Source organism: Mesorhizobium sp. WSM4976 (assembly GCF_029625685.1).
Taxonomy (GTDB): Bacteria; Pseudomonadota; Alphaproteobacteria; order Rhizobiales; family Rhizobiaceae; genus Mesorhizobium.
On record NZ_JARTVT010000010.1, the window covers coordinates 214,851 to 233,406 of the forward strand.

The 18,556-nt window shown below is 63.4% G+C and carries 13 protein-coding genes and 2 pseudogenes; 10 read left to right on the forward strand and 5 right to left on the reverse strand.

Annotated elements, in window-relative coordinates; all coding sequences use genetic code 11:
• Positions 1-127: 127 nt before the first annotated feature.
• The gene (tyrS, locus tag P9272_RS14730; protein WP_128257276.1) at positions 128-1,381 is read left to right on the forward strand and encodes a tyrosine--tRNA ligase; all 1,254 of its coding nucleotides are present in this window, start codon (positions 128-130) and stop codon (positions 1,379-1,381) included.
• Between the two features lie 61 nt (positions 1,382-1,442).
• Here tyrS and P9272_RS14735 read toward each other — a convergent pair whose 3' ends face one another.
• The gene (locus P9272_RS14735) at positions 1,443-4,844 is read right to left on the reverse strand and encodes a DUF3971 domain-containing protein (protein WP_278161095.1); all 3,402 of its coding nucleotides are present in this window, start codon (positions 4,842-4,844) and stop codon (positions 1,443-1,445) included.
• Between the two features lie 94 nt (positions 4,845-4,938).
• On the opposite strand from P9272_RS14735, the gene P9272_RS14740 reads away from it, so the two are divergent.
• The gene (locus P9272_RS14740) at positions 4,939-5,406 is read left to right on the forward strand and encodes a peroxiredoxin (RefSeq protein WP_278161096.1); all 468 of its coding nucleotides are present in this window, start codon (positions 4,939-4,941) and stop codon (positions 5,404-5,406) included.
• 41 nt (positions 5,407-5,447) lie between these two features.
• Here P9272_RS14740 and P9272_RS14745 read toward each other — a convergent pair whose 3' ends face one another.
• On the reverse strand, positions 5,448-6,584 hold the full coding sequence (locus P9272_RS14745) for a GNAT family N-acetyltransferase (RefSeq protein ID WP_278161098.1): 1,137 nt from the start codon (positions 6,582-6,584) through the stop codon (positions 5,448-5,450).
• Positions 6,581-7,582, reverse strand: coding sequence for a sterol desaturase family protein (locus P9272_RS14750; RefSeq protein WP_278161099.1), 1,002 nt, complete (start codon positions 7,580-7,582; stop codon positions 6,581-6,583). The genes P9272_RS14745 and P9272_RS14750 overlap by 4 nt, the downstream gene beginning before the upstream one ends.
• A gap of 300 nt (positions 7,583-7,882) precedes the next feature.
• On the opposite strand from P9272_RS14750, the gene P9272_RS14755 reads away from it, so the two are divergent.
• On the forward strand, positions 7,883-9,163 hold the full coding sequence (locus tag P9272_RS14755; RefSeq protein WP_278161100.1) for a M23 family metallopeptidase: 1,281 nt from the start codon (positions 7,883-7,885) through the stop codon (positions 9,161-9,163).
• 126 nt (positions 9,164-9,289) lie between these two features.
• Here the strand turns inward: P9272_RS14755 and P9272_RS14760 are convergent.
• A pseudogene (locus P9272_RS14760) lies at positions 9,290-10,417 on the reverse strand (M20 family metallopeptidase); the annotation flags it as partial.
• Positions 10,404-11,581, reverse strand: a pseudogene (locus P9272_RS14765) (M24 family metallopeptidase). The pseudogenes P9272_RS14765 and P9272_RS14760, both read right to left, overlap by 14 nt.
• 250 nt (positions 11,582-11,831) lie before the next feature.
• Between P9272_RS14765 and P9272_RS14770 the strand changes: the two are divergent.
• The 7 genes from P9272_RS14770 to P9272_RS14800 all read left to right on the forward strand — a co-directional run bounded on the left by P9272_RS14770 (position 11,832) and on the right by P9272_RS14800 (position 18,488).
• The gene (locus P9272_RS14770) at positions 11,832-13,268 is read left to right on the forward strand and encodes an FAD-binding oxidoreductase (RefSeq protein WP_278161101.1); all 1,437 of its coding nucleotides are present in this window, start codon (positions 11,832-11,834) and stop codon (positions 13,266-13,268) included.
• Positions 13,265-13,999, forward strand: a complete 735-nt coding sequence (locus P9272_RS14775; RefSeq protein ID WP_128257284.1) for a FadR/GntR family transcriptional regulator — start codon at positions 13,265-13,267, stop codon at positions 13,997-13,999. Before P9272_RS14770 ends, P9272_RS14775 begins: the two co-directional genes overlap by 4 nt.
• A 2-nt stretch (positions 14,000-14,001) precedes the next feature.
• Positions 14,002-14,436 (forward strand): VOC family protein, encoded by a 435-nt coding sequence (locus P9272_RS14780; protein WP_278161102.1) that lies wholly within the window; start codon positions 14,002-14,004, stop codon positions 14,434-14,436.
• 65 nt (positions 14,437-14,501) lie between these two features.
• A complete protein-coding gene (locus P9272_RS14785) occupies positions 14,502-15,554 on the forward strand; it encodes an ABC transporter substrate-binding protein (RefSeq protein WP_278161103.1) in 1,053 nt (350 codons plus the stop codon).
• A complete protein-coding gene (locus P9272_RS14790) occupies positions 15,554-16,327 on the forward strand; it encodes an ABC transporter ATP-binding protein (RefSeq protein ID WP_278161104.1) in 774 nt (257 codons plus the stop codon). The genes P9272_RS14785 and P9272_RS14790 overlap by 1 nt, the downstream gene beginning before the upstream one ends.
• Entirely contained in the window at positions 16,324-17,079 is a 756-nt protein-coding gene (locus tag P9272_RS14795) for an ABC transporter permease (RefSeq protein ID WP_128257287.1), read from the forward strand. The genes P9272_RS14790 and P9272_RS14795 overlap by 4 nt, the downstream gene beginning before the upstream one ends.
• A gap of 242 nt (positions 17,080-17,321) precedes the next feature.
• On the forward strand, positions 17,322-18,488 hold the full coding sequence (locus tag P9272_RS14800; protein ID WP_278161105.1) for an ROK family transcriptional regulator: 1,167 nt from the start codon (positions 17,322-17,324) through the stop codon (positions 18,486-18,488).
• Positions 18,489-18,556: the final 68 nt, after the last annotated feature.

Consider the following 18,556-nt stretch of genomic DNA (forward strand, 5'->3'; position numbering starts at 1 on the left):
GATACGCCGGGGCCCGCGCGATCGGACGCGAAACTGGAAACCACTTTTGCTAACGGCGGTTGGATGCTAAACGCGCGCCTTCATATCCAGCTTGGTCTTGGTGCCCGGCAATCTCCAGGAAGAGAACATGCACGCCTTCAAATCCGATTTCCTGCGCATCATGAGCGAGCGCGGCTTCATCCACCAGATCTCGGACGAATCCGGCCTCGACAAGCTCTTCGCCACGGAAATTGTCAGCGCCTATATCGGCTTCGACGCCACAGCCAAGAGCCTGCATGCGGGATCGTTGATCCAGATCATGATGCTGCACTGGCTGCAGCAGACCGGCCACCGGCCGATCGCGCTGATGGGCGGCGGCACCACGATGATCGGCGATCCGTCGTTCAAGGACGAGGCGCGCAAGCTGCTGACACCGCAGGACATCGAAGACAATCTCGTCGGCATCCGCCGCAATTTCTCGCCTTACCTGAAATTCGGCGACGGCCCCGGCGACGCGCTCATGATCAACAATGCCGATTGGCTGATGCAGATCAACTACGTCAATTTCCTGCGCGATGTGGGCCGGCATTTCTCCGTCAACCGCATGCTGGCCTTCGATTCCGTGAAGCTCAGGCTCGACCGCGAGCAGTCGCTGTCCTTCCTCGAATTCAACTACATGATCCTGCAGGCCTACGATTTCGTCGAGCTCTACAAGCGCGTCGGCTGCCGGCTGCAGATGGGTGGCTCGGACCAGTGGGGCAACATTGTCAACGGCATCGACCTGGGCCACCGCATGGAGGGCGTGCAGCTCTTCGCCATGACCACCCCGCTGCTCACCACCTCGTCGGGCGCCAAGATGGGCAAATCGGCCTCGGGTGCGGTCTGGCTCGACGGCGACATGCTGAGCCCCTACGAGTTCTGGCAGTACTGGCGCAACACCGAGGATGCCGACGTCGGCCGCTTCCTGAAGCTCTACACGACGTTGCCGCTGGATGAGGTGGCGCGGCTGGAAAAGCTCGGCGGCTCGGAAATCAACGAAGCGAAGAAAATCCTCGCCACCGAGATCACGGCCATGCTGCACGGCCGCGAGGCGGCCGAGACGGCAAGCGAGACGGCGCGCAAGACTTTCGAGGAAGGCGCGCTCGCCGACACGCTGCCCAAGGTCGAAGTCGCCAGATCGGACCTCGAAGCCGGGATCGGCATCCTGGCGCTGTTCGTCGCAGCCGGGCTGGCCGCCTCGAACGGCGAAGCGCGCCGCCATATCCAGGGCGGCGCCGTGCGCGTCAACGACCAACCGCTGACTGACGACCGGCGCGTCGTCACGCTTCAGGACCTCGGCCCGGAAGGCGTAGTGAAGCTCTCGCTCGGCAAGAAGAAGCACGTGCTGGTGCGGCCGAGCTGATCGGCGCGCCTTCTCGATCGCCATCCTTCCCCACAACCGGAGACCGCTTACGGGATCAAGATTACCGGTACTCGAAGATCGAGCGGAATATCCCGGGCGCCACCACGGACAGCGGATTGATGTTGAGGGTCGGCTTGTTGGCATTGCCGCGCAGCCGGTAGGTGACGCCGATCAGGCCACGGTCGCGACCGTTGCCGAGCAGCGGCCCGAACAGCGGCAATTCGCCAAAGATGCGGTTCAGGCCGTAGACCGGCATGAAGGTCCCGGTCATGTCCATGTTGTTGTTCGGATCGTAGAGCGTTCCCTGGAAGGTGGTGCCAATACGTGGACCGCGCAGCAGCCCGTTCGCCAGCCTCAGATAGCCGGAACCCTTGTCGATCTCGGCGAAGCCGCGCTCGAACTGCACCCTGGACGTATCGATGTTGCCTTTGACGGCCTCGTTCAGGCTGCGTGTATCGCCGGCCGGCGTGGTCGATACGATCGAGGCGAGCTTGGGCTCGTTGACGACATAGAAGTTGCGGGCATCCACCTGTCCCTTCATCGGCCCGTCGGCGGCGCCCGAGAGCGACAGCGTGATCGCGCCGCCTTCCATATGTTCGTAGACGTTGAGGAAACGCAGGATCGCGCCGGCATCGGCCGACTTCACCCTGAGCACCCGGCCCCCTTCGCTGGCGGTGTTATTGATCGTAATCGGGGCGCCCGAGCTTGCCGCGGCGCTGACATTGAGCCCGTTCACGCGCGATCCGGCCGCGCTGTATTCGAGCTTCAGATTGGAAAGCACCTCGTCGTGGAAACCGGTCAGCGATGTCACATCGGCGCTCACCGAGATCGCGTTGCTGCCGGCGCCCTTGGTGGCAGTGTCGACATCGGAGGTAAACTGCTTGATCAGCGAGCGGGCGTCGAGCGACGCGCCGCTGACGTCGACGGCGTAGCTCTTGCCGGCGCGCTTAACCGAAACGGCAACGTCGTCGCCTCGGTTCAACGCAACTTTGCTGAAGCGGGCCGCGGACAACGCGCCGTTGACCAGCGTCACATCGCCGTCGATCGAAAAGCTCTTTCCGTCGAGAGCGAAATCCGACAGCGTGGTGGTGCTGCCGGACCTTGCCATGTTGAAAGCGACCTTGGCCGGAATGCCGGCACCCTTACTCCAGCCTGCCCAGGGAATGTCGAGTCTGGCATTGGTCAGGTCCGCCGAGACCTGCTGGGCGCCCTCGCCGCTCTTGTCGATCGCCACCTTGATGGTTCCCGAGAGCAGGTCCGACAGGCCTGGCATGCTGGCGTTGCGCGTCTTGTCGTCAAGAACCAGCGTGACCTTGCGGCTTCGCGCCGGCCCGTCATCGGCAAGCGGCTCGACCAGATCGAGCTCGGCCGGAATGCCGTTGAGCTTCGCCGCCGCCGAAATCACCGCCTGCGTTGGCCCAACAGTTATCGAGCCGTTCGCCCCGGTCACGGTCTGGTCTTCGAAGGGCCTGGCGAGCGACAGGTCCTGATAGTCGAGGGAAACCAGCCAATCGAGCTTCGAGGTGTCCATCCCCTTCGTCAGCGGGATGTCCGCCCTGACGTGGCCGGTAACGGTGCCGGACAGGTCCTCGGGCGCCAGCCCGACATGGCGCATGGCATTGATCGGCTCATAGGAGGCAAGCTCGGCGATCGCCGGCGCCTCACCCGCGACGTCAATGTCGAGCCCGCCGACCACAATCGGCAGGTTCGCGTTCTTGATCGTCAGCGTGCCGCCGCTTGCCGCCACGGTGCGGCCGCTCGGCATGTAGACACTGCCCGAGGAGAGCGCGATATCGACATCGTTGCCGTGGAAGGCGACGACGCCGACGGCGTCGCGGACCGGCGGGATGCGCCCGGCGGTATCGAAGCGCGAGCCTTCGATCTGGAAACGGCCGAACACTTCGTCGCCGGTGAGCGGCACCCCGTTGTGCAGGCGCCCAGGCGCGACCTGAAACTGCAGGTTGGCATCGGTAACCGTGCCGCCGAACAGGTTGCCCAGCACCCAAAGCCGCGCATTGCGGGCCGAGAACCATGGCCACAATTGCTTCACATGCGAGACCGGCATTTCGTGAACGTTGAGTGACAGCGATACTCCTGGCGGACCATTGTCGACGAAGGCGACTGTGGCCGCGCCCAAGACTTCACCTGCTCCGCCGGAGCGGACGCCGATCTGCTCGGCGACGAGCTTACGGCTCTTCGGTTGATAGACGCCCGCGACGCGGGCCAGGAACTGAAGCGCCGGTTCGGGCGATTCCGAGGGCGCCAGCGTCGAGCCGTCGCTGGTGAGGTCGTAGCGGTATGCGGGCTCCTCTCCGGCAGCCGCCGGCTTCGGTCCGATCGACCCGGCAAAGTCGAAGCTGGAGCGACCGTTCTTGATCAGCAGCCGGTCGACCGAGATCTTGTTCGAGCCGGCCATCAGCGTGGCATCGGCATGGACATCGACAGGCAGCAGCCCGCGTTCGTCCAGGTCGACCACGGAACCGGCAAGCGAGAGCGAGGCCGCCAGGCGCGACGGGCTGTCGCCCGACGCTTGCGAGCCCGAAAGCTTCAGCGCAATCGAGCCCAGTTTGGCGCCATTGTCCGCCTGGGCGATCTCTGTAGAATTGTCCCCGCGTGAGGGGCCCTCTATCTCAAGATTGGCGTCCAGCGACGAAATGCGCCTTGCCGTCGCATCGCGAGTCGCCGAGGCCATCAAGGTCGCGTGCCGGCCGTCGACATCGGCATCGTAGGAGAACTGCATGCGCCCCGTACCTGTCTGCGCGACGGTTGCCGAGGTGACGGTCACACGCTTGACCAGCCCGGTATCCGCCAGTTCGAACTCGACGTTGCGCAAATCGATCTGGCGCATCGAGTCCTCGCGCACGGCATCAAGCGCATCGTTGACGCTGGCGAACACCGCCGCCGACACTTTCTCTGGGTCGACAAGCCCATTCTCGTTGCGCAGCGCAGCCGTCCAGTCGCCGCCGCCCGAAGGCATGGCGGCCACGACGATGCGTGCATTGGAAAATTTGGCGCTGGTCAGTCTGACATCGCCTGAAAGCAGCGGCAGGAGGCGCATGCCGAAGCGCACGCGCCCGATTTCGGCCATCGGCTTGCCGTCGGCAGTCTTGAGGCTGACATCGTTCACCTGCAGGGCGACGAAACTCGATCCGTCCAGCGTCAGCCGCGCCGCGCCGACAGTGACATTGACATCGACGCCTGCCAGCTTCTCGATGGCGGTCTCCGCCTCGGCGCGGAGCCGTTCCGTGCCGATGCCCGAGGCTCCGAGCACATAGACGCCCGCCGCCGCCAGTAGCATGAGCGCGCAAAGTCCGGCAAACAAGCGGCCGAAGATGCGGAAGCGTCGCCGCACCACCGCGCGGCCAAGCGGCGGCACGCTGCAAGCGGACGGGAGCTTCGCCAGGTCGGTGATCTCGTCACGCCTGAACCTGATCTTCTCGTGCTGCGGGTCTTCCTGATCCAAGCAATCTTCCGTTGTGACGAACTCGTCATGGACGAATCCCCCCTCACGTTATATCGATGCTTTCCCGCGCGTAACCGCCAACAAGGGCATTGATATGGCTGATCTCGAGGTGGGCGACGCAGCGCCCCAATTCGATCTTCCGCGTGACGGCGGCGGCTCGCTCAGCCTCGACGCGTTCCGGGGCAAGCTCATTGTACTTTACTTCTACCCGCAGGACGACACCACAAGCTGCACCAACGAGGCGATCGGCTTCTCGAAATTGAAGCCCGAGTTCGAGAAGGCCGGCGCCGTGGTGATCGGGCTGTCTCCCGATAACGTCAAGAAACACGACAAATTCAAGGCGAAGCACGATCTCACCGTCGATCTCGTCGCCGACGAGCAGCGCAAGGTGATCGAGGCCTATCATTTGTGGGTCGAGAAGACGATGTACGGGCGCAAATATATGGGCGTCGAGCGCGCCACCTTTCTGATCGGCAAGGACGGGCGCATCGCCCGCATTTGGCGCCAGGTCCGCGTCAAGGGCCATGCCGAATCCGTGCTGGAAGCCGTTCGCGCGCTCTAAGCGTCGGCAAAGCCCACCAAAGCAATCGACGATTATGTTCGTTACTCGTCAGGTGGCTCGGCCTTCGGCTGCCGCCGCGTCCTCCATGATTTCGAAACGTGGCTCACTTGATCGGCCAGCGCGGCAAGATGGCCGCGCAAGCCGCGCGCGCCCATCATGGTCGACAGAGTGACTGATTGCGTGGCGAAGCGCCGCTTGAAATCCTCGCCGCCGCAGAGAAAATCAATGGTGGCAAGGCCACGGTCGAACGACCATTGGATATAGTCCATCATCAGCACCATGCCCGGCGAGGCGCGCTCGTATTCGGGATCATAGGTGGTCACAAAAGCCATCATCGCACCGTGCTGCTCGAAATTGATCGAGACGGCGACGATCGTGTCGTCAAGCTCCAGCACGAAGATGCGCAACAGCCCTAGGTCGGCCAGCACCGAGGTAAGCGCGGCGAGAACCGGCGAGCCCCTATCGAACAGATCCGAGGCACGACCATGGCGAGCGAGCCAGAGGCGCTTCAACGTCGCGACGCGCTCGAGCACCGGCTCGCGCGGCTCCGCCGCATCCAGCAGCCGGAAACGCAATGCACCGCTTTCTTCCATGAACTTGCGGCCTCGACGATAGTTCTGCCGGCCCTTCTTGGACAACGTCTCGAACCATTCCGCCCCACGCTGCCAGGAGCCAGCGACACGATAGCTGATTTCAGTGCGGTGATTGGGCCGAAGCGCCTTGCCTTGAGCCGGTTCCAGCAGGGCATGAACACCGGCATCCGGTAGCAGGCGGTTGAGATAGATCAGGTCGAAGCCACCCTGGTCAAAAACATATTGCCAGAGGCGGGAGATCGCCCGCGGGTCGCTGTCGGGTGCAACCAGCGCGTCGCCATAGTCACTGTGATCCTTCGCCGCCCATTCGAGTATGCGGATGCCTGAACGCGTGAAGGTCGCTAGCGCTATCACGCCATCGAGCCGGTCGCCGTTCCAGGCAAGCCCAATCCTGAGCGCGCGCCGCTCCTGCTGCGGGGTGGTGCGCCACCAGGCCGCGATCCAGTCCGGATGCTGGAAGACAAGCCCACCAGCCCGCTGCCAGAGCGCGCTCCAGGCTGGTGCGATCTCGGCCAGGCGCGCCGCCGATGTCACGACTTCGAAGGTGCGTATCCGCGGGATTGCGAGCACAACAGGGGCGTTCATGGCCGTGTCCCCTCCGACGCTCGCGAGGTGCGTGACCGTGGCTTTCCGGGCCTGATGCGCCTGGCGATATGTCCCCACATCCGCTTCAGGGGCATGACGTAGAGGCCTGCGAGCGACTGATAGTCGCGCACATCGCGGTCGACCAGCCCGAACTTGAAGTCCTCGTCAGGCCTCGGCACACACATTGTTCCGAAGAGCCGGTCCCAGAACGAGAAGAGCAGCCCGAAGTTCTTGTCGTAGTGGCGCGGATCGACGCTGTGATGCAACTGATGCCAGTGAGGACACAGAATCAAATTGTTGAGCGGGCCGAACGAGATCTTGAAATGCGTGTGCCTGACGAAATCCATCATCAGGATGTTACGCATGACATAGACGTTGACGCCAAAAACGGTCAGTTCGACAAGATTCAGCGAAATCAGCGACCAGATGCCGAAGCAGAGCCCCACGATGATGCCGTCCCAGGCTCGGTTCATCAACTCGTCGAGCGGATGGACCCGGTCCTTGGTGATCCCGACCATCACCTCGGCCGAGTGATGCACCTTGTGCAGTTCCCAAAGCAGCGGATAGCGATGCTGGGCGACGTGATAGAGATAATAGGAAATGTCGTAGGCGAGGAGCATGCTGACGGTGAAGATCAGAACCGTCATCGGCCCTGCCGGCCCCTCCGTCAGAGGCGCCTGGAAGTGGAACAATGTCGAAAACAGCCAGTTGGTCCCATACCCCACCGCCGTGACAAAGACGATTCCGGCGGGCAGCATCAGGAAAGGCATCAGGGCCTTCTTCGTGACCCAGAACAGAAGGTCGGCCTTCGCGGAGGGATGGGTGATGACCTCGTGCGGGATGACGAACTCGAAGAACTCCTTCCAGCTCTTCTCCTCGACCGTGCGCCAATAGGCCACAAGCGCGCTGACAAAGGCGGTCAACAGCAAAAGCCCGGTCGCCAGCAGACTGGTGCCCGAAATCTTGTCGAGGATATTGCCAACCAGATCGTCCAGCATTCCTACCGCCACGGTGAATCCCAAACACCAACACGCCTTTACTCGAAAAACGTCAACTAAACGCAATCGAAGACAGTTAAGAAACCCGAGCCTTGCTTTGCGAGCCACCAGGCTGCTCCTGGAAGAACATTGGTGTTCATCGCCAAGGATTTCGCCGCATTGCACGTCCTGGGGGTTCGCGCAACCTCTTGCCCGCGCTGCGTGCATTCGGCGCCGTGCAGTCGACACGGCAAAGCTTTGTTAACCCTAATAATGTGTAATCAGGCTTGTCGTTTGTCCCGTAACGAAAGCCTGGTCCCCGTGAAACCAACCGGTCAGTCAGCTGTCTTCGGCAGGCGCAAGGAACCGCACACGGTCATCATCGCCCGCGGCAACGAGATAAGGCATTTCACCATCCGCCCCTGGCTTGCCGCCTTCCTCGGCTCGGCCCTGGCGGCGATCGCGATCGGCTATCTGCTTGCCACGTCCTATCTGGTGTTGCGCGACGACCTGATCGGCGCCACGACGGCGAGGCAGGCGCGCATGCAGCAAGCCTATGAGGATCGCATCTCGGCCCTTCGTGCCCAGGTCGACCGCATCACCAGCCGCCAGCTTCTCGACCAGCAGCTGATGGAAACCAAGGTCAGCGAGCTCTTGGCCAGGCAGACCCAGCTCAGCGAGCGCCACGGGCGGCTCGGCCCGATCCTCGAGCGCGCCGAGAGCGAGGTCGGCGACGCGCCCGCGGCAAATCCCGCAGCACCCAAGCCTGGCGAGCACGCCGAGATCACCGGCAGCCTCTCGCAGGCGCCGACCTACTCGGTCGCATCCTTGGACGCCGGCGACACCAAGCCCTTCTCGCTCTGGTCGACGAGGTCCGATCCGCTCGACGGTGAAACGGCCGCCGACCGCGCCGACAAGCTGTTCGTCTCGATCAATGCGTCGCTGAAATCCATCGAAAACCAGCAGCTTTCGCGCATCACCACCCTTGCTGACAGCGCCTATAAGAATGCCGATGTTATCGCCCAGGCGCTGGAAGCGGCGGGCCTGCCGGTCGACAGCGAGCTTGGCAAGAGCGATGTCGGCGGCCCGCTTGTGCCGCTCGATCCATCGATGGCCTTCGACAGCAAGGTCAAGGAGTTGGACGAAGCGCTCGATGCGCTCGACCAGGTCAAGAAGGAGGCGCGCAAGCTGCCGCTCACCAATCCCGCCCCTGGCCATCCGGTGACCAGCCCATTCGGCGTGCGCACCGACCCGATCCTGGGCACCGCCGCCCTGCACACCGGAATGGATTTTAGGGCACCGATCGGCATGCCGGCCAAGGTCACGGCCGCCGGCATCGTCACCAGGGCAGGCTGGGCCGGCGGCTACGGTCGCATGGTCGAGGTCGACCATGGCAACGGCTTTGCGACACGCTACGGGCATCTGAGCGAGATCGATGTGACCGTCGGTCAGAAGCTTGCCGCCGGCGACGTCATCGGCAAGACCGGCAGCAGCGGCCGCTCGACCGGCCCGCACCTTCATTACGAGGTGCGCCACGACGGCGAGGCGGTCGACCCGCTGCGCTTCCTGACCGTCGGCAAGAAGGTCGCGCAATATCTCTGACCGGCTGATCCGGCGTCCGCGAATTGGATAAGCGCCTGGATTCTCCTGGCCGGCCAGGTACATCGCTGCCGCCGACACCAGAGTAAGAACGCCGTTCTTCAACGCCGCCTCGTCGACGCGGAACCTGGAATGGTGAAGCGGATAGACTGATCCGACCTCCTCATTGCGGATGCCGAGCCGGAAATAGACCGATGGGCGTTTCTCGCTGCAGTAACCGAAGTCGTCGGCAATGCTCCATCCAGGCATGTTGAGCGCATTGTCCGCGCCGATGCTGGCCTTGGCGGCGGCCATGATCAAGGCAGCCATCTCGGCATCGTTGACAACGCCGGGCTCGCCTCGATGCAGGTCGACCCGCACGCTGGCGCCATGGCTGGACGCCACTCCCTCCAGCACCTCGCGAAGCCGGCGCCAGGCACGCTCACGGGTGGCGCCGCTGGCGCTGCGTATCGTGCCCTTGAACGCGACCTTGCCGGCGGTCACGTTGTAGGCATTGCCGCCATTGATGGCGGTCACCGAGATGACCAGCGGATCGTAAGGGTCGGTCTCGCGCGAGACGATCTTCTGCAGCTCGCCCACCATCGAGCAGGCGACAGTCAGAGCGTCGACACCTTCATAGGGTTTTGCGGCATGCGCCGCCGAGCCGGTGACCAGCACATCGAACGTGTCGCACGCCAAGGTATAGGGACCGGAACCGACAGCGACCTTGCCGGAAGGCGTATACGGATCGACGTGGACGCAGATCGCGGCATCGATGTCGTCGAGAAGCCCCTCTTCGACCAACCGTTTGCCGCCTGACGGTTCATCTTCCTCGGCTGGTTGGAAGATGAGGCGGACAGTTCCGCCGAAACTGTCGCGCGAGCGGTGCAGGTGCGCGGCCACCGCAAAGCCCATCGCGGCGTGGGCATCATGGCCGCAGGCATGCATCACGCCCGGATTTTCAGATGCAAAGTCGACGCCGGATTCCTCTTCGATCGGCAAGGCGTCGATGTCTGCGCGAATGGCCACCTTACGGTTCGAGGGCCTGCCGGTGCCGACAATATCGACCGCAAGTCCATAGCCGGCGACGTCGCGAATCTCGGTGATCCCTTCCTTTGCAATCATCTCGCGCAAATAACGCTGCGTGCCCGCTTCTCGGTTCGACAACTCGGGATGGCGATGCAGATGGCGTCGGATCTCGATCATCCGGTCGAGAATCCTGGCATCGATATCGGGCGCGGTACGGCTTGCTGAAGACGGCCGATCAGGATTTGACATGAATATCCCGCGGGAACTTCGTCAGCGTCTCGTTGCCGGTCTCGGTCACCAGGATGGTCTCGCTGACCTCGATGCCCCAGCCGTCCATCCACATGCCCAGGATGGAGTGAACGACATTGCCCGGTTGCAGCACCGTCTTGTCGCCGGGTCTGAGGCTGATCGTGTGCTCGCCCCAATCCGGCGGATAGGCAACGCCGATGGAATAGCCGATGCGCGATTCCTTCTTCAGCCCGTGGCGCTCTATGACCTTGCGCCAGGCAGCTTCGACCGCTTCCGCGGTCGTGCCCGGACGGGCGGCGTCGAGCACCGCATCCATGCCCTCGATAACAGCCTTTGCCGTGTCCGCGACGCGGATTGGCGTCTTGCCTAGTTGCATCGTCCTGGCGAGCCCCGCCGCATAGCGGCGGCAGACGCCGGCCAGCTCGAGCGCAATCGTTTCGTCCTTGCCGAACCGTCTGTCGCTCCACATGATATGCGGCGCGGACGCATTCTCGCCGCCGAGGATCGTCGGCGGCAGCGCCGTGATATCGCCGGCGAAATCCGGGCTGCCGGCGATCTGCGCCGCCTGGATGGAAGCAATCGCGTCGCACTCCCGCACGCCCGGCGCGATGACCTCGTAGGCCCGCGCGACCGCAGCCTCGGCCAGCCTCGACGCGTTGCGCAGATAGGCGACTTCCGGCGCCGATTTCACCGCGCGGATCCAGTTCACGAGCAGATCGGCGTCGTGCCATTTCGCATCTGGGAGCCCGGCGACGAGCCTCGCATGCGCCTTCGGCGAGAAGTAATGGCCTCGAGCTCGATGCCGATATGGCGACCGCCCCAGCCCTTGCCGACGATCCATGCCGCGATCCAGTCCATCGGATGACGGTCGGCGCGCTGGACGTGGTCTTCCGGAAAGCCCACCACGTTCTCGGGCTTCATCCAGGCCGTCAGCAGGCCACCCGCCGCATCCATGGCGCGGCCGATCCAGACAGGCTCGGCATCCTCGATCGGCACAAGCACCACCTGCGGCGTGTAGAACGACCAGCCGTCATAGCCGGTGATGTAATGCTGATTGGCCACGTCGTTGACGATCAGGAGCTCGATGCCGCGCCTGGCCATCTCGGCTCGAATTTTTCCGAGCCGCTGTTGATACTCCTCGCGGGCGAAAGGCAGTTCAATCATCTTTTCTCCTCACGGGATCGGTCTGGTGGGGGACGAAGCCCTATTGTCCCACCATTGCGGTGACTTTGACCGACGACAATCGGCCAGGACGATGCATAGGCAGGGCCTAACCGAACGGCCTGGTTGCCGGCTGACGTGATCAGCTCCGTTACCTCGAACGAGCCGGTGACCTGTTGCTGAACCGGGAGCAGTTGACTCGAAGGTAGTTGTAGGATGATATGTATCATCCGATACCAAGACATGCATCCTCATGACCATTCGTCGCCTCTCGCCGGAAATACTCAGCGCCATGGAAGGCGCGGTTGGACAAAACGGCATTTCCGTCCAGCCGGCTGGAATGGCGAAATATCTGGGCGACTGGGCCGGCGACCATCAGGGTGACGCTCTTGCCGTGCTGCGACCTGGCTCGGTCTCCGAGGTCCAGGCCCTGATGCGCCTGTGCAGCGAGCTCAGGCTCGGCATCGTTCCGCAGGGCGGCAACACCGGCCTGGTATCAGGCGCGATCGATAGCAAAGGCGGCGGCCTGGTCGTCTTAAGCCTGGAGCGGTTGAACGCCATCCGGCAGATCGATACGGATAATTGCACGCTGCGTGCCGATGCGGGCTGTGTGCTGCAGACGATCAAGGACGCCTGCGAGACGCAGGATTGCCTCTTCCCGCTAGCGCTCGGCGCGCAGGGCAGTTGCCAGATCGGCGGCAATGCCGCCACCAACGCCGGCGGCGTCAACGTGCTGCGTTACGGCATGGCGCGCGACCTGATCCTGGGCCTCGAAGTCGTGCTGGCGGATGGCGAGCTGTGGAACGGTTTCTCCGGCCTGCGCAAGAACAACAGCGGCTATGACCTGAAGCAGCTTTTCATCGGCTCGGAAGGCACGCTCGGCATTATCACCGGTGTCGAGGTCAAGCTGTTTCCGAAACCGGCCAAGACAGAAACCGCCTATCTCGGCCTGGCTTCGTTCGACGCGGCCGTCACGCTCTTCAACCAGGCGCGCCGCGACTGTTCGGACCTGATCTCCGCTTTCGAGATCATCGGTTTGGAATGCATCGAGCTTGCTCGGCTGATCGACCCTGCAATGAGAGCGCCGGTCTCGGCGCCCGTCCAGGTGCTGATCGAAGTGTCGTCCAGCGCCGCTATCGACCTCAACGGCCTACTTGCCGGCTTCCTTGCAGATGCCATGGAGAAAGGCTTGGTAACCGACGCGGTTCTCGCCGCGAGCAGCGCGCAGGCCAGGAGTTTTTGGGCTATCCGCGAAGGTCTCGTCGAAGGCCAGGCCAAGCGCGGCTATCATGTGCGCACCGACCTGTCGGTGAAGATTTCGGACATCCCGGCCCTGATCGAGCAGGCCTGTCGCTTCGTCGCGAACGACTATCCCGGCTGGATCCCCCTCGCCTATGGCCACGCCGGCGACGGCAACATCCATTTCAACGTGCTGCCGCCGTTGGAACTTGCTGAGAACGAGGCCCGGACGCGCGGTTCACGGATCACCGCAGGGCTTTACGACATCGCCGTCGGCCTCGGCGGCTCGATCAGCGCGGAGCACGGCATCGGCCGCAGCCGCCGCAAGGAATTCTGGGCCGGGCTCTCGCCGACGCATCGCCGCATGGTCGCGGCACTGAAGAGCGCCCTCGACCCCAAGGGCCTGATGAATCCGGGCTGTCTGTTGCCCGCGACGGAGACTTTTCCATGAAGCAGAGACTGGCCGCCATCGGCACCGTCGAGACCCTGCCGCACCGGGTCGCCGCCTTCCTCAGCCGCGAGATCGAATCCGGCGAATTGAACCCCGGGGCGCGCCTGCCGACCGAGCAGGAGCTGTCGGAAAAGTTCGGCGTCAGCCGCAACGTGGTTCGTGAGGCGATCGCCCAGCTAAGGGCCGATGGTGTGATCGAAGCGCGGCAGGGCATCGGGGCTTTCGTGCTGGCGCCCGAGCAGCGCGCCGCGATTCGCATCGACCGCGAGGCACTCAAGGACACACACAACATGGAGCGGCTGTTTGAGTTGCGCTGCATCCTCGAGGCCGAATCGGCGGCGCTGGCAGCGGCGCGCCGCAATCGGGAGCATCTCGATTCGATCAAGGCGGCGCTCGACCGCATGGGCGGAGAGGAGCGCTGGGAAGAAGGCAGCATCGACGCCGACCTGCTCTTTCACCGCGAGATCGCGCGCGCCACTGGTAACAACTACATCCACACCTTCATCTCCTTCGTCTGCGAACAGATCCGCCACTCTATCCACTACGCCCGCATGACGAACCCGCTGCATGACCTCGTCGAGATCAATGTCGGAGAGCATGTGCGCATCTATGACGCGCTGGTGGCGGGCGATCCGGCGGCGTCGGAAGCGGCGATGCGGGCGCATATCGTCGGCGCCGCCAACCGCGTCGGCGTCAAGCTGCCGCTCCCGAAAGCCAACGGAGCGAAATAGCCATGCCGGCAAGCATCACCCGCATATCCGACGTCTGCCTGCTGGTCGAAAACATCGAAAGGACGGTGGACTTCTACGTTGAAAAACTCGGCTTCCGACTGCGCCGCCGCGCCGAAGGCTTTGCCGACTTCCATGGCGAGGGCGTAACGCTCGCCGCTTGGGAACTCGACCACATCAACCGCCATACAGGCGTGTCGAACCTGAAGTCGCCGCGCCGCGCGCACAAGGTCTGCGTCGCCGTGCAGCTCGATGCGCCGGCCGACATCGACCGCATGCATGCCGAACTCAGCGCCAGGGGCGTGCCCTTCTACGGCCCGCCCAAAGACTACGTCTGGAATGCGCGCTGCGCCTATTTTACCGACCCGGACGACACGCTCTGGGAGCTTTACGCCTGGCTCGACGGCGGCCCTGGCGACTACCACGACGAACAGCCGTAGACGACGACGCCGAAGGGAGCGGCGCCTGAAGAAGAGACGAGAAAAGTCTGCAACAGGAGCGAAAAATGAGTGGGAACAGTGATTTCGAATTGAATCGTCGCGCTTTTGTAAAAGGCGGCATGGCAGCCGTGGCGGCTGCGTCCGCCGGCATGCAGCTGGTGTTGACCCCCGGCGCGAAAGCCGCCGGCAAGGTCGTCATCCAGTATGACTGGCTGATGTCCAACGGCCAGATCGGCGATATCGCGGCCGTCGCCAACGGCTATTTCAAGGATGCCGGGCTGGAGGTCGAATTCAGCCCCGGCGGCCCCAACGCTTCGACCGTTCCGCCTGTCATTTCGGGGGCCGCGCAGCTTGGACAGTTCTCGGAAACGCCACAGCTTTATTCGGCCCGCGCCAGCGGCGTGCCGATTAAGATCATCGCCTGCGGCTTCCGCACCGGTCCTTACGCACTGACGTCCAAGCCCGCAAAACCGATCCGCGGCGTGGCCGACCTCAAGGGCAAGAAGATCGGCATCCAACCGACGGCGCGCTTCGTCATCGACGAGATCCTGGCCAAGAACGGCATCGATCCGTCGGAGGTGACCATCGTCAATGTCGGCTTCGACAAGGCGCCGCTAGTGCGGGGCGACGTTGACGCGATTGGTGGCTGGATCACCAACACCCAGGCGCTCAGCGTCGTCGGCGACGACCGCATCGACCTGCTGACGCGCGATCTCGGGCTGAGCTCCTACGCCGATGTCTATTTCGCGACCGACGCGGCGATCGAAAAGGATCCCGAGACCCTGGCGAAGTTCATTGGCGCTGTCGGCAAGGGTTGGGGCTGGGTGCATGCCAACCCGCAGGAAGCGGTCAAGAAGATGGTCGCCGCCTATCCGGAAATGGATCTCGGCTGGGAGGAAAAGACCGTCAATCTGGTGTTGAAACTCTCCTTTGACGGCGCCACCGCCAAGGACGGCTGGGGTACGTTCGATCCAGCCTCGATCGAGGAGCAACTGGCGCTGCTCGACAAGGTCGGCCAGTATCCGAACGGTCGCCCGGCAGCCAAGGATGTCTACACCACCAAGATCCTGGAGCTTTCGGCCGCCGACCGGCCCAAGCTCGACGCGCCCGCCGCGTGATGCCAAGCGCGATCGAAGCGCGACGGCTGGATGTCGGCTATGGCGGCCGGCAGACGGCCGTCAAAGTGCTCGCCGGCCTCGATTTGACCGTCGCGGCCGGTTCCTTCCTGTCGATCCTGGGGCCGTCCGGCTGCGGCAAGTCGACCTTGCTCCGCGTGGTGGCCGACCTGCTCGATCCTCTCGGTGGCTCGATCAGCGTGCTTGGCGAAACACCGCACACGGTGCGCTCGCGCCGCGATGTCGGCTTCGTCTTCCAGGATTCGACCCTGCTGCCCTGGCGCACGGTGCGCGATAATGTGCGCCTGCCGCTCGGTGTCGGCCAGGGCAGCCTGACGCGCAAGATCGAGGACCGCAGCGCGGAACTGCTGGAATTGATGGGCCTCGGCGGCCTCAGTGAGCGCCTGCCGCATCAGCTCTCCGGCGGCCAGCGTCAGCGCGTGGCGATCGCGCGTGCCTTGCTCGGCGAGCCCAAATTGCTGTTGATGGACGAACCCTTCGGCGCACTCGACGAGATCACGCGCGACCGATTGAATGACGAGCTTCTCGCGCTCTGGCGGCGCACCGGCACGACGATCCTTTTCGTCACTCATTCCATCGCCGAGGCCGCCTATCTCGGCGACCGCGTCATCGTGCTGGCCGCCAGTCCGGGACGCGTCGTCAAGGACCTCGACATGCGGCCCTTCAAGCAGGAAGGCAATCGCTGCAAGCGCGAGGATCCGGCGATCGTCGCCGCCATGGCCGATCTGCGCATGGCGCTGGAGCGCGCATCGTGAGAAAGGCGCCGCTCTCTCCGCAAATGACCATTGCGCTCCCCCTCCTTGGCGCGGCTTCGATCCTGCTCGCCTGGCAATACTTGCTGCCGCTGCTCGGCGTGCCGGCCTATATCGTGCCGACGCCGACGGCGATATTCGGCGTCTTCCAGAAGAACTTTTCGCTCCTCATCGACAATTTGCGGCCGACCTTGATCGAGGCGCTGGCCGGTTTCGTCATCGGCAATCTGGCTGCCGTGCTGCTGGCCGTGCTCTTCGTCCACAGCCGCGTGCTTCAGGCCGCCTATTTCCCGATCGTGCTGTTCTTCAACACCATTCCGATCCTGGCGCTGTCGCCGATCATCATCCTGATCTTCGGTCTCGGCATGACGCCGAAGATCGTCATCGCCGCGGTGATCTGCTTCTTCCCGACGCTGGTCAACATGATCCGCGGCCTCGATTCGGCCAGCGACAATGAGCACGAGCTGTTCCGCGTGCTGTCGGCGACACGCTCGGAGATCTTCTGGAGCCTGCGCCTGCCCCGTGCCCTACCGATGCTCTTCTCTTCGCTGAGAATCGCGTCGGCTACCGCCGTGATCGGCGCCATCGTCGGCGAGTGGATCGGCTCGGACAAAGGGCTCGGCGCGCTGATCATCCAGGCGACCTTCAACTACCAGTCCGATCGGCTTTATGCGGCGATTGTGCTGTCGTCGTCGCTGTCGATCGCGCTGTTCTGCCTCGTCGTCCTGATCGAGCGGCGAGTGATCCGCTATTAGGGGTCAGTGGGTTAGTGCGAATACTAGAAAAATATTTGAAAACAGAGGTTTGGATCGATTAGCGAAACCGAGAATCGCAGACCCACTCATCTTCCACTGATTCCATCCGCTCAAGGCTCGCCGCTGGGAAACGGCGCCTGCCGCCGGGATCCTGTTGCTGCGGATACGAAATATTTTTGAATTCCATTTGACTGAATAAATCTTCTCTGCAAGTCTTGCTTTGACGGACGGGAGCGCAAGGCATGGCATTGCGGGGGACCAACCAGGAATTTGGGCGGCCGTACAACCGGCGCATCGTGCTTGAGTCCATCCGCCGTTTTGGCCCCGTTGCGCGCGGAGACATTGCCCGGCATGTCGGCCTCACCGTCCAGACCGTGTCGACCATAGTGCGGGAACTTGAGGAGCAGGGTTACATCCTGTCGGTTCGTGAGGAGCCGAAGGGGCGCGGCCTGCCACCGACGACGTTGCGCATCAATCCGGAGGGCGGCTTTGCCGTTGGCATCCACCTCACCCCGCTTGGTGTCGATGCGGCGTTGATCAATCTCAGCGGCGACGTGGTCGACAGCACGCATCGCGAGGCGGCAAATCCCGCCCCTGATGACGCTTTCGAGGCAATCGGCGCAATGGTGGCGGAAATGACGGCGCGCCGGGTGAGCGGCCGCGTCATCGGCATCGGCATGGCGCTTCCGGGGCCATTCGGCGTCGAGCCCATGAGCTTTGTCGGCTCCACTACCATGGCTGGCTGGCAGGAGGTTCCCCTACGCGAGCGGCTGACTGCGGCCACCGGCCTGCCTGCCTTCTTCGAGAACGACATGGCGGCTGCAGCGATGGGCGAACGCCTTTATGGCCTCGGCGCCAAGCATTCCGAATACTACTACCTCTATTTCGGCGTTGGACTTGGCGGCGCCATGCTGCATGAGGGAAGCGTATTGCGTGGCGCCTGGGGCAATGCCGGCGAGATCGGACATGTCCCCATCGTACCGGGCGGAGAGCTCTGCCCTTGCGGCAATCGCGGCTGCCTGGAACGCTACATCTCGCTGGACGCGCGAAGCCGTTGGGCCGGCGACGATACCAGCTGGTTGGCCGAGGTCGCGCCTGTCTTTCGCAACGCGATCGCCATCATCGAGAACCTTTTCGATCCTGAAACCATCGTTCTCGGTGGATTGGCCTCGCCTGCGCTGCTCGAACGATTGGCGTCATCGGCGGAGCCGCTCCTGAACTCGGTCTCGGCCCGGAAGGATCGCACCACATCACGCATCCTGGTGGCACAAGGCGGGCAGCACGCCGTGTTGCGGGGAGCGGCAGCTCTTGCCGTTTCGGGTGTTCTTTCACCGCGCTTCGGCCAGATCTTCACCGCCAAGCGGCAACGCGATGGCGACTTTCTGAGAGGCGGAGACGTCGCGGCATGAGACTTCCTGTGTCAACCTGTTGTGAGCAAGGCGTTTGCGGCGGGGTGTTTTTGGGGATCGTAAGGGGT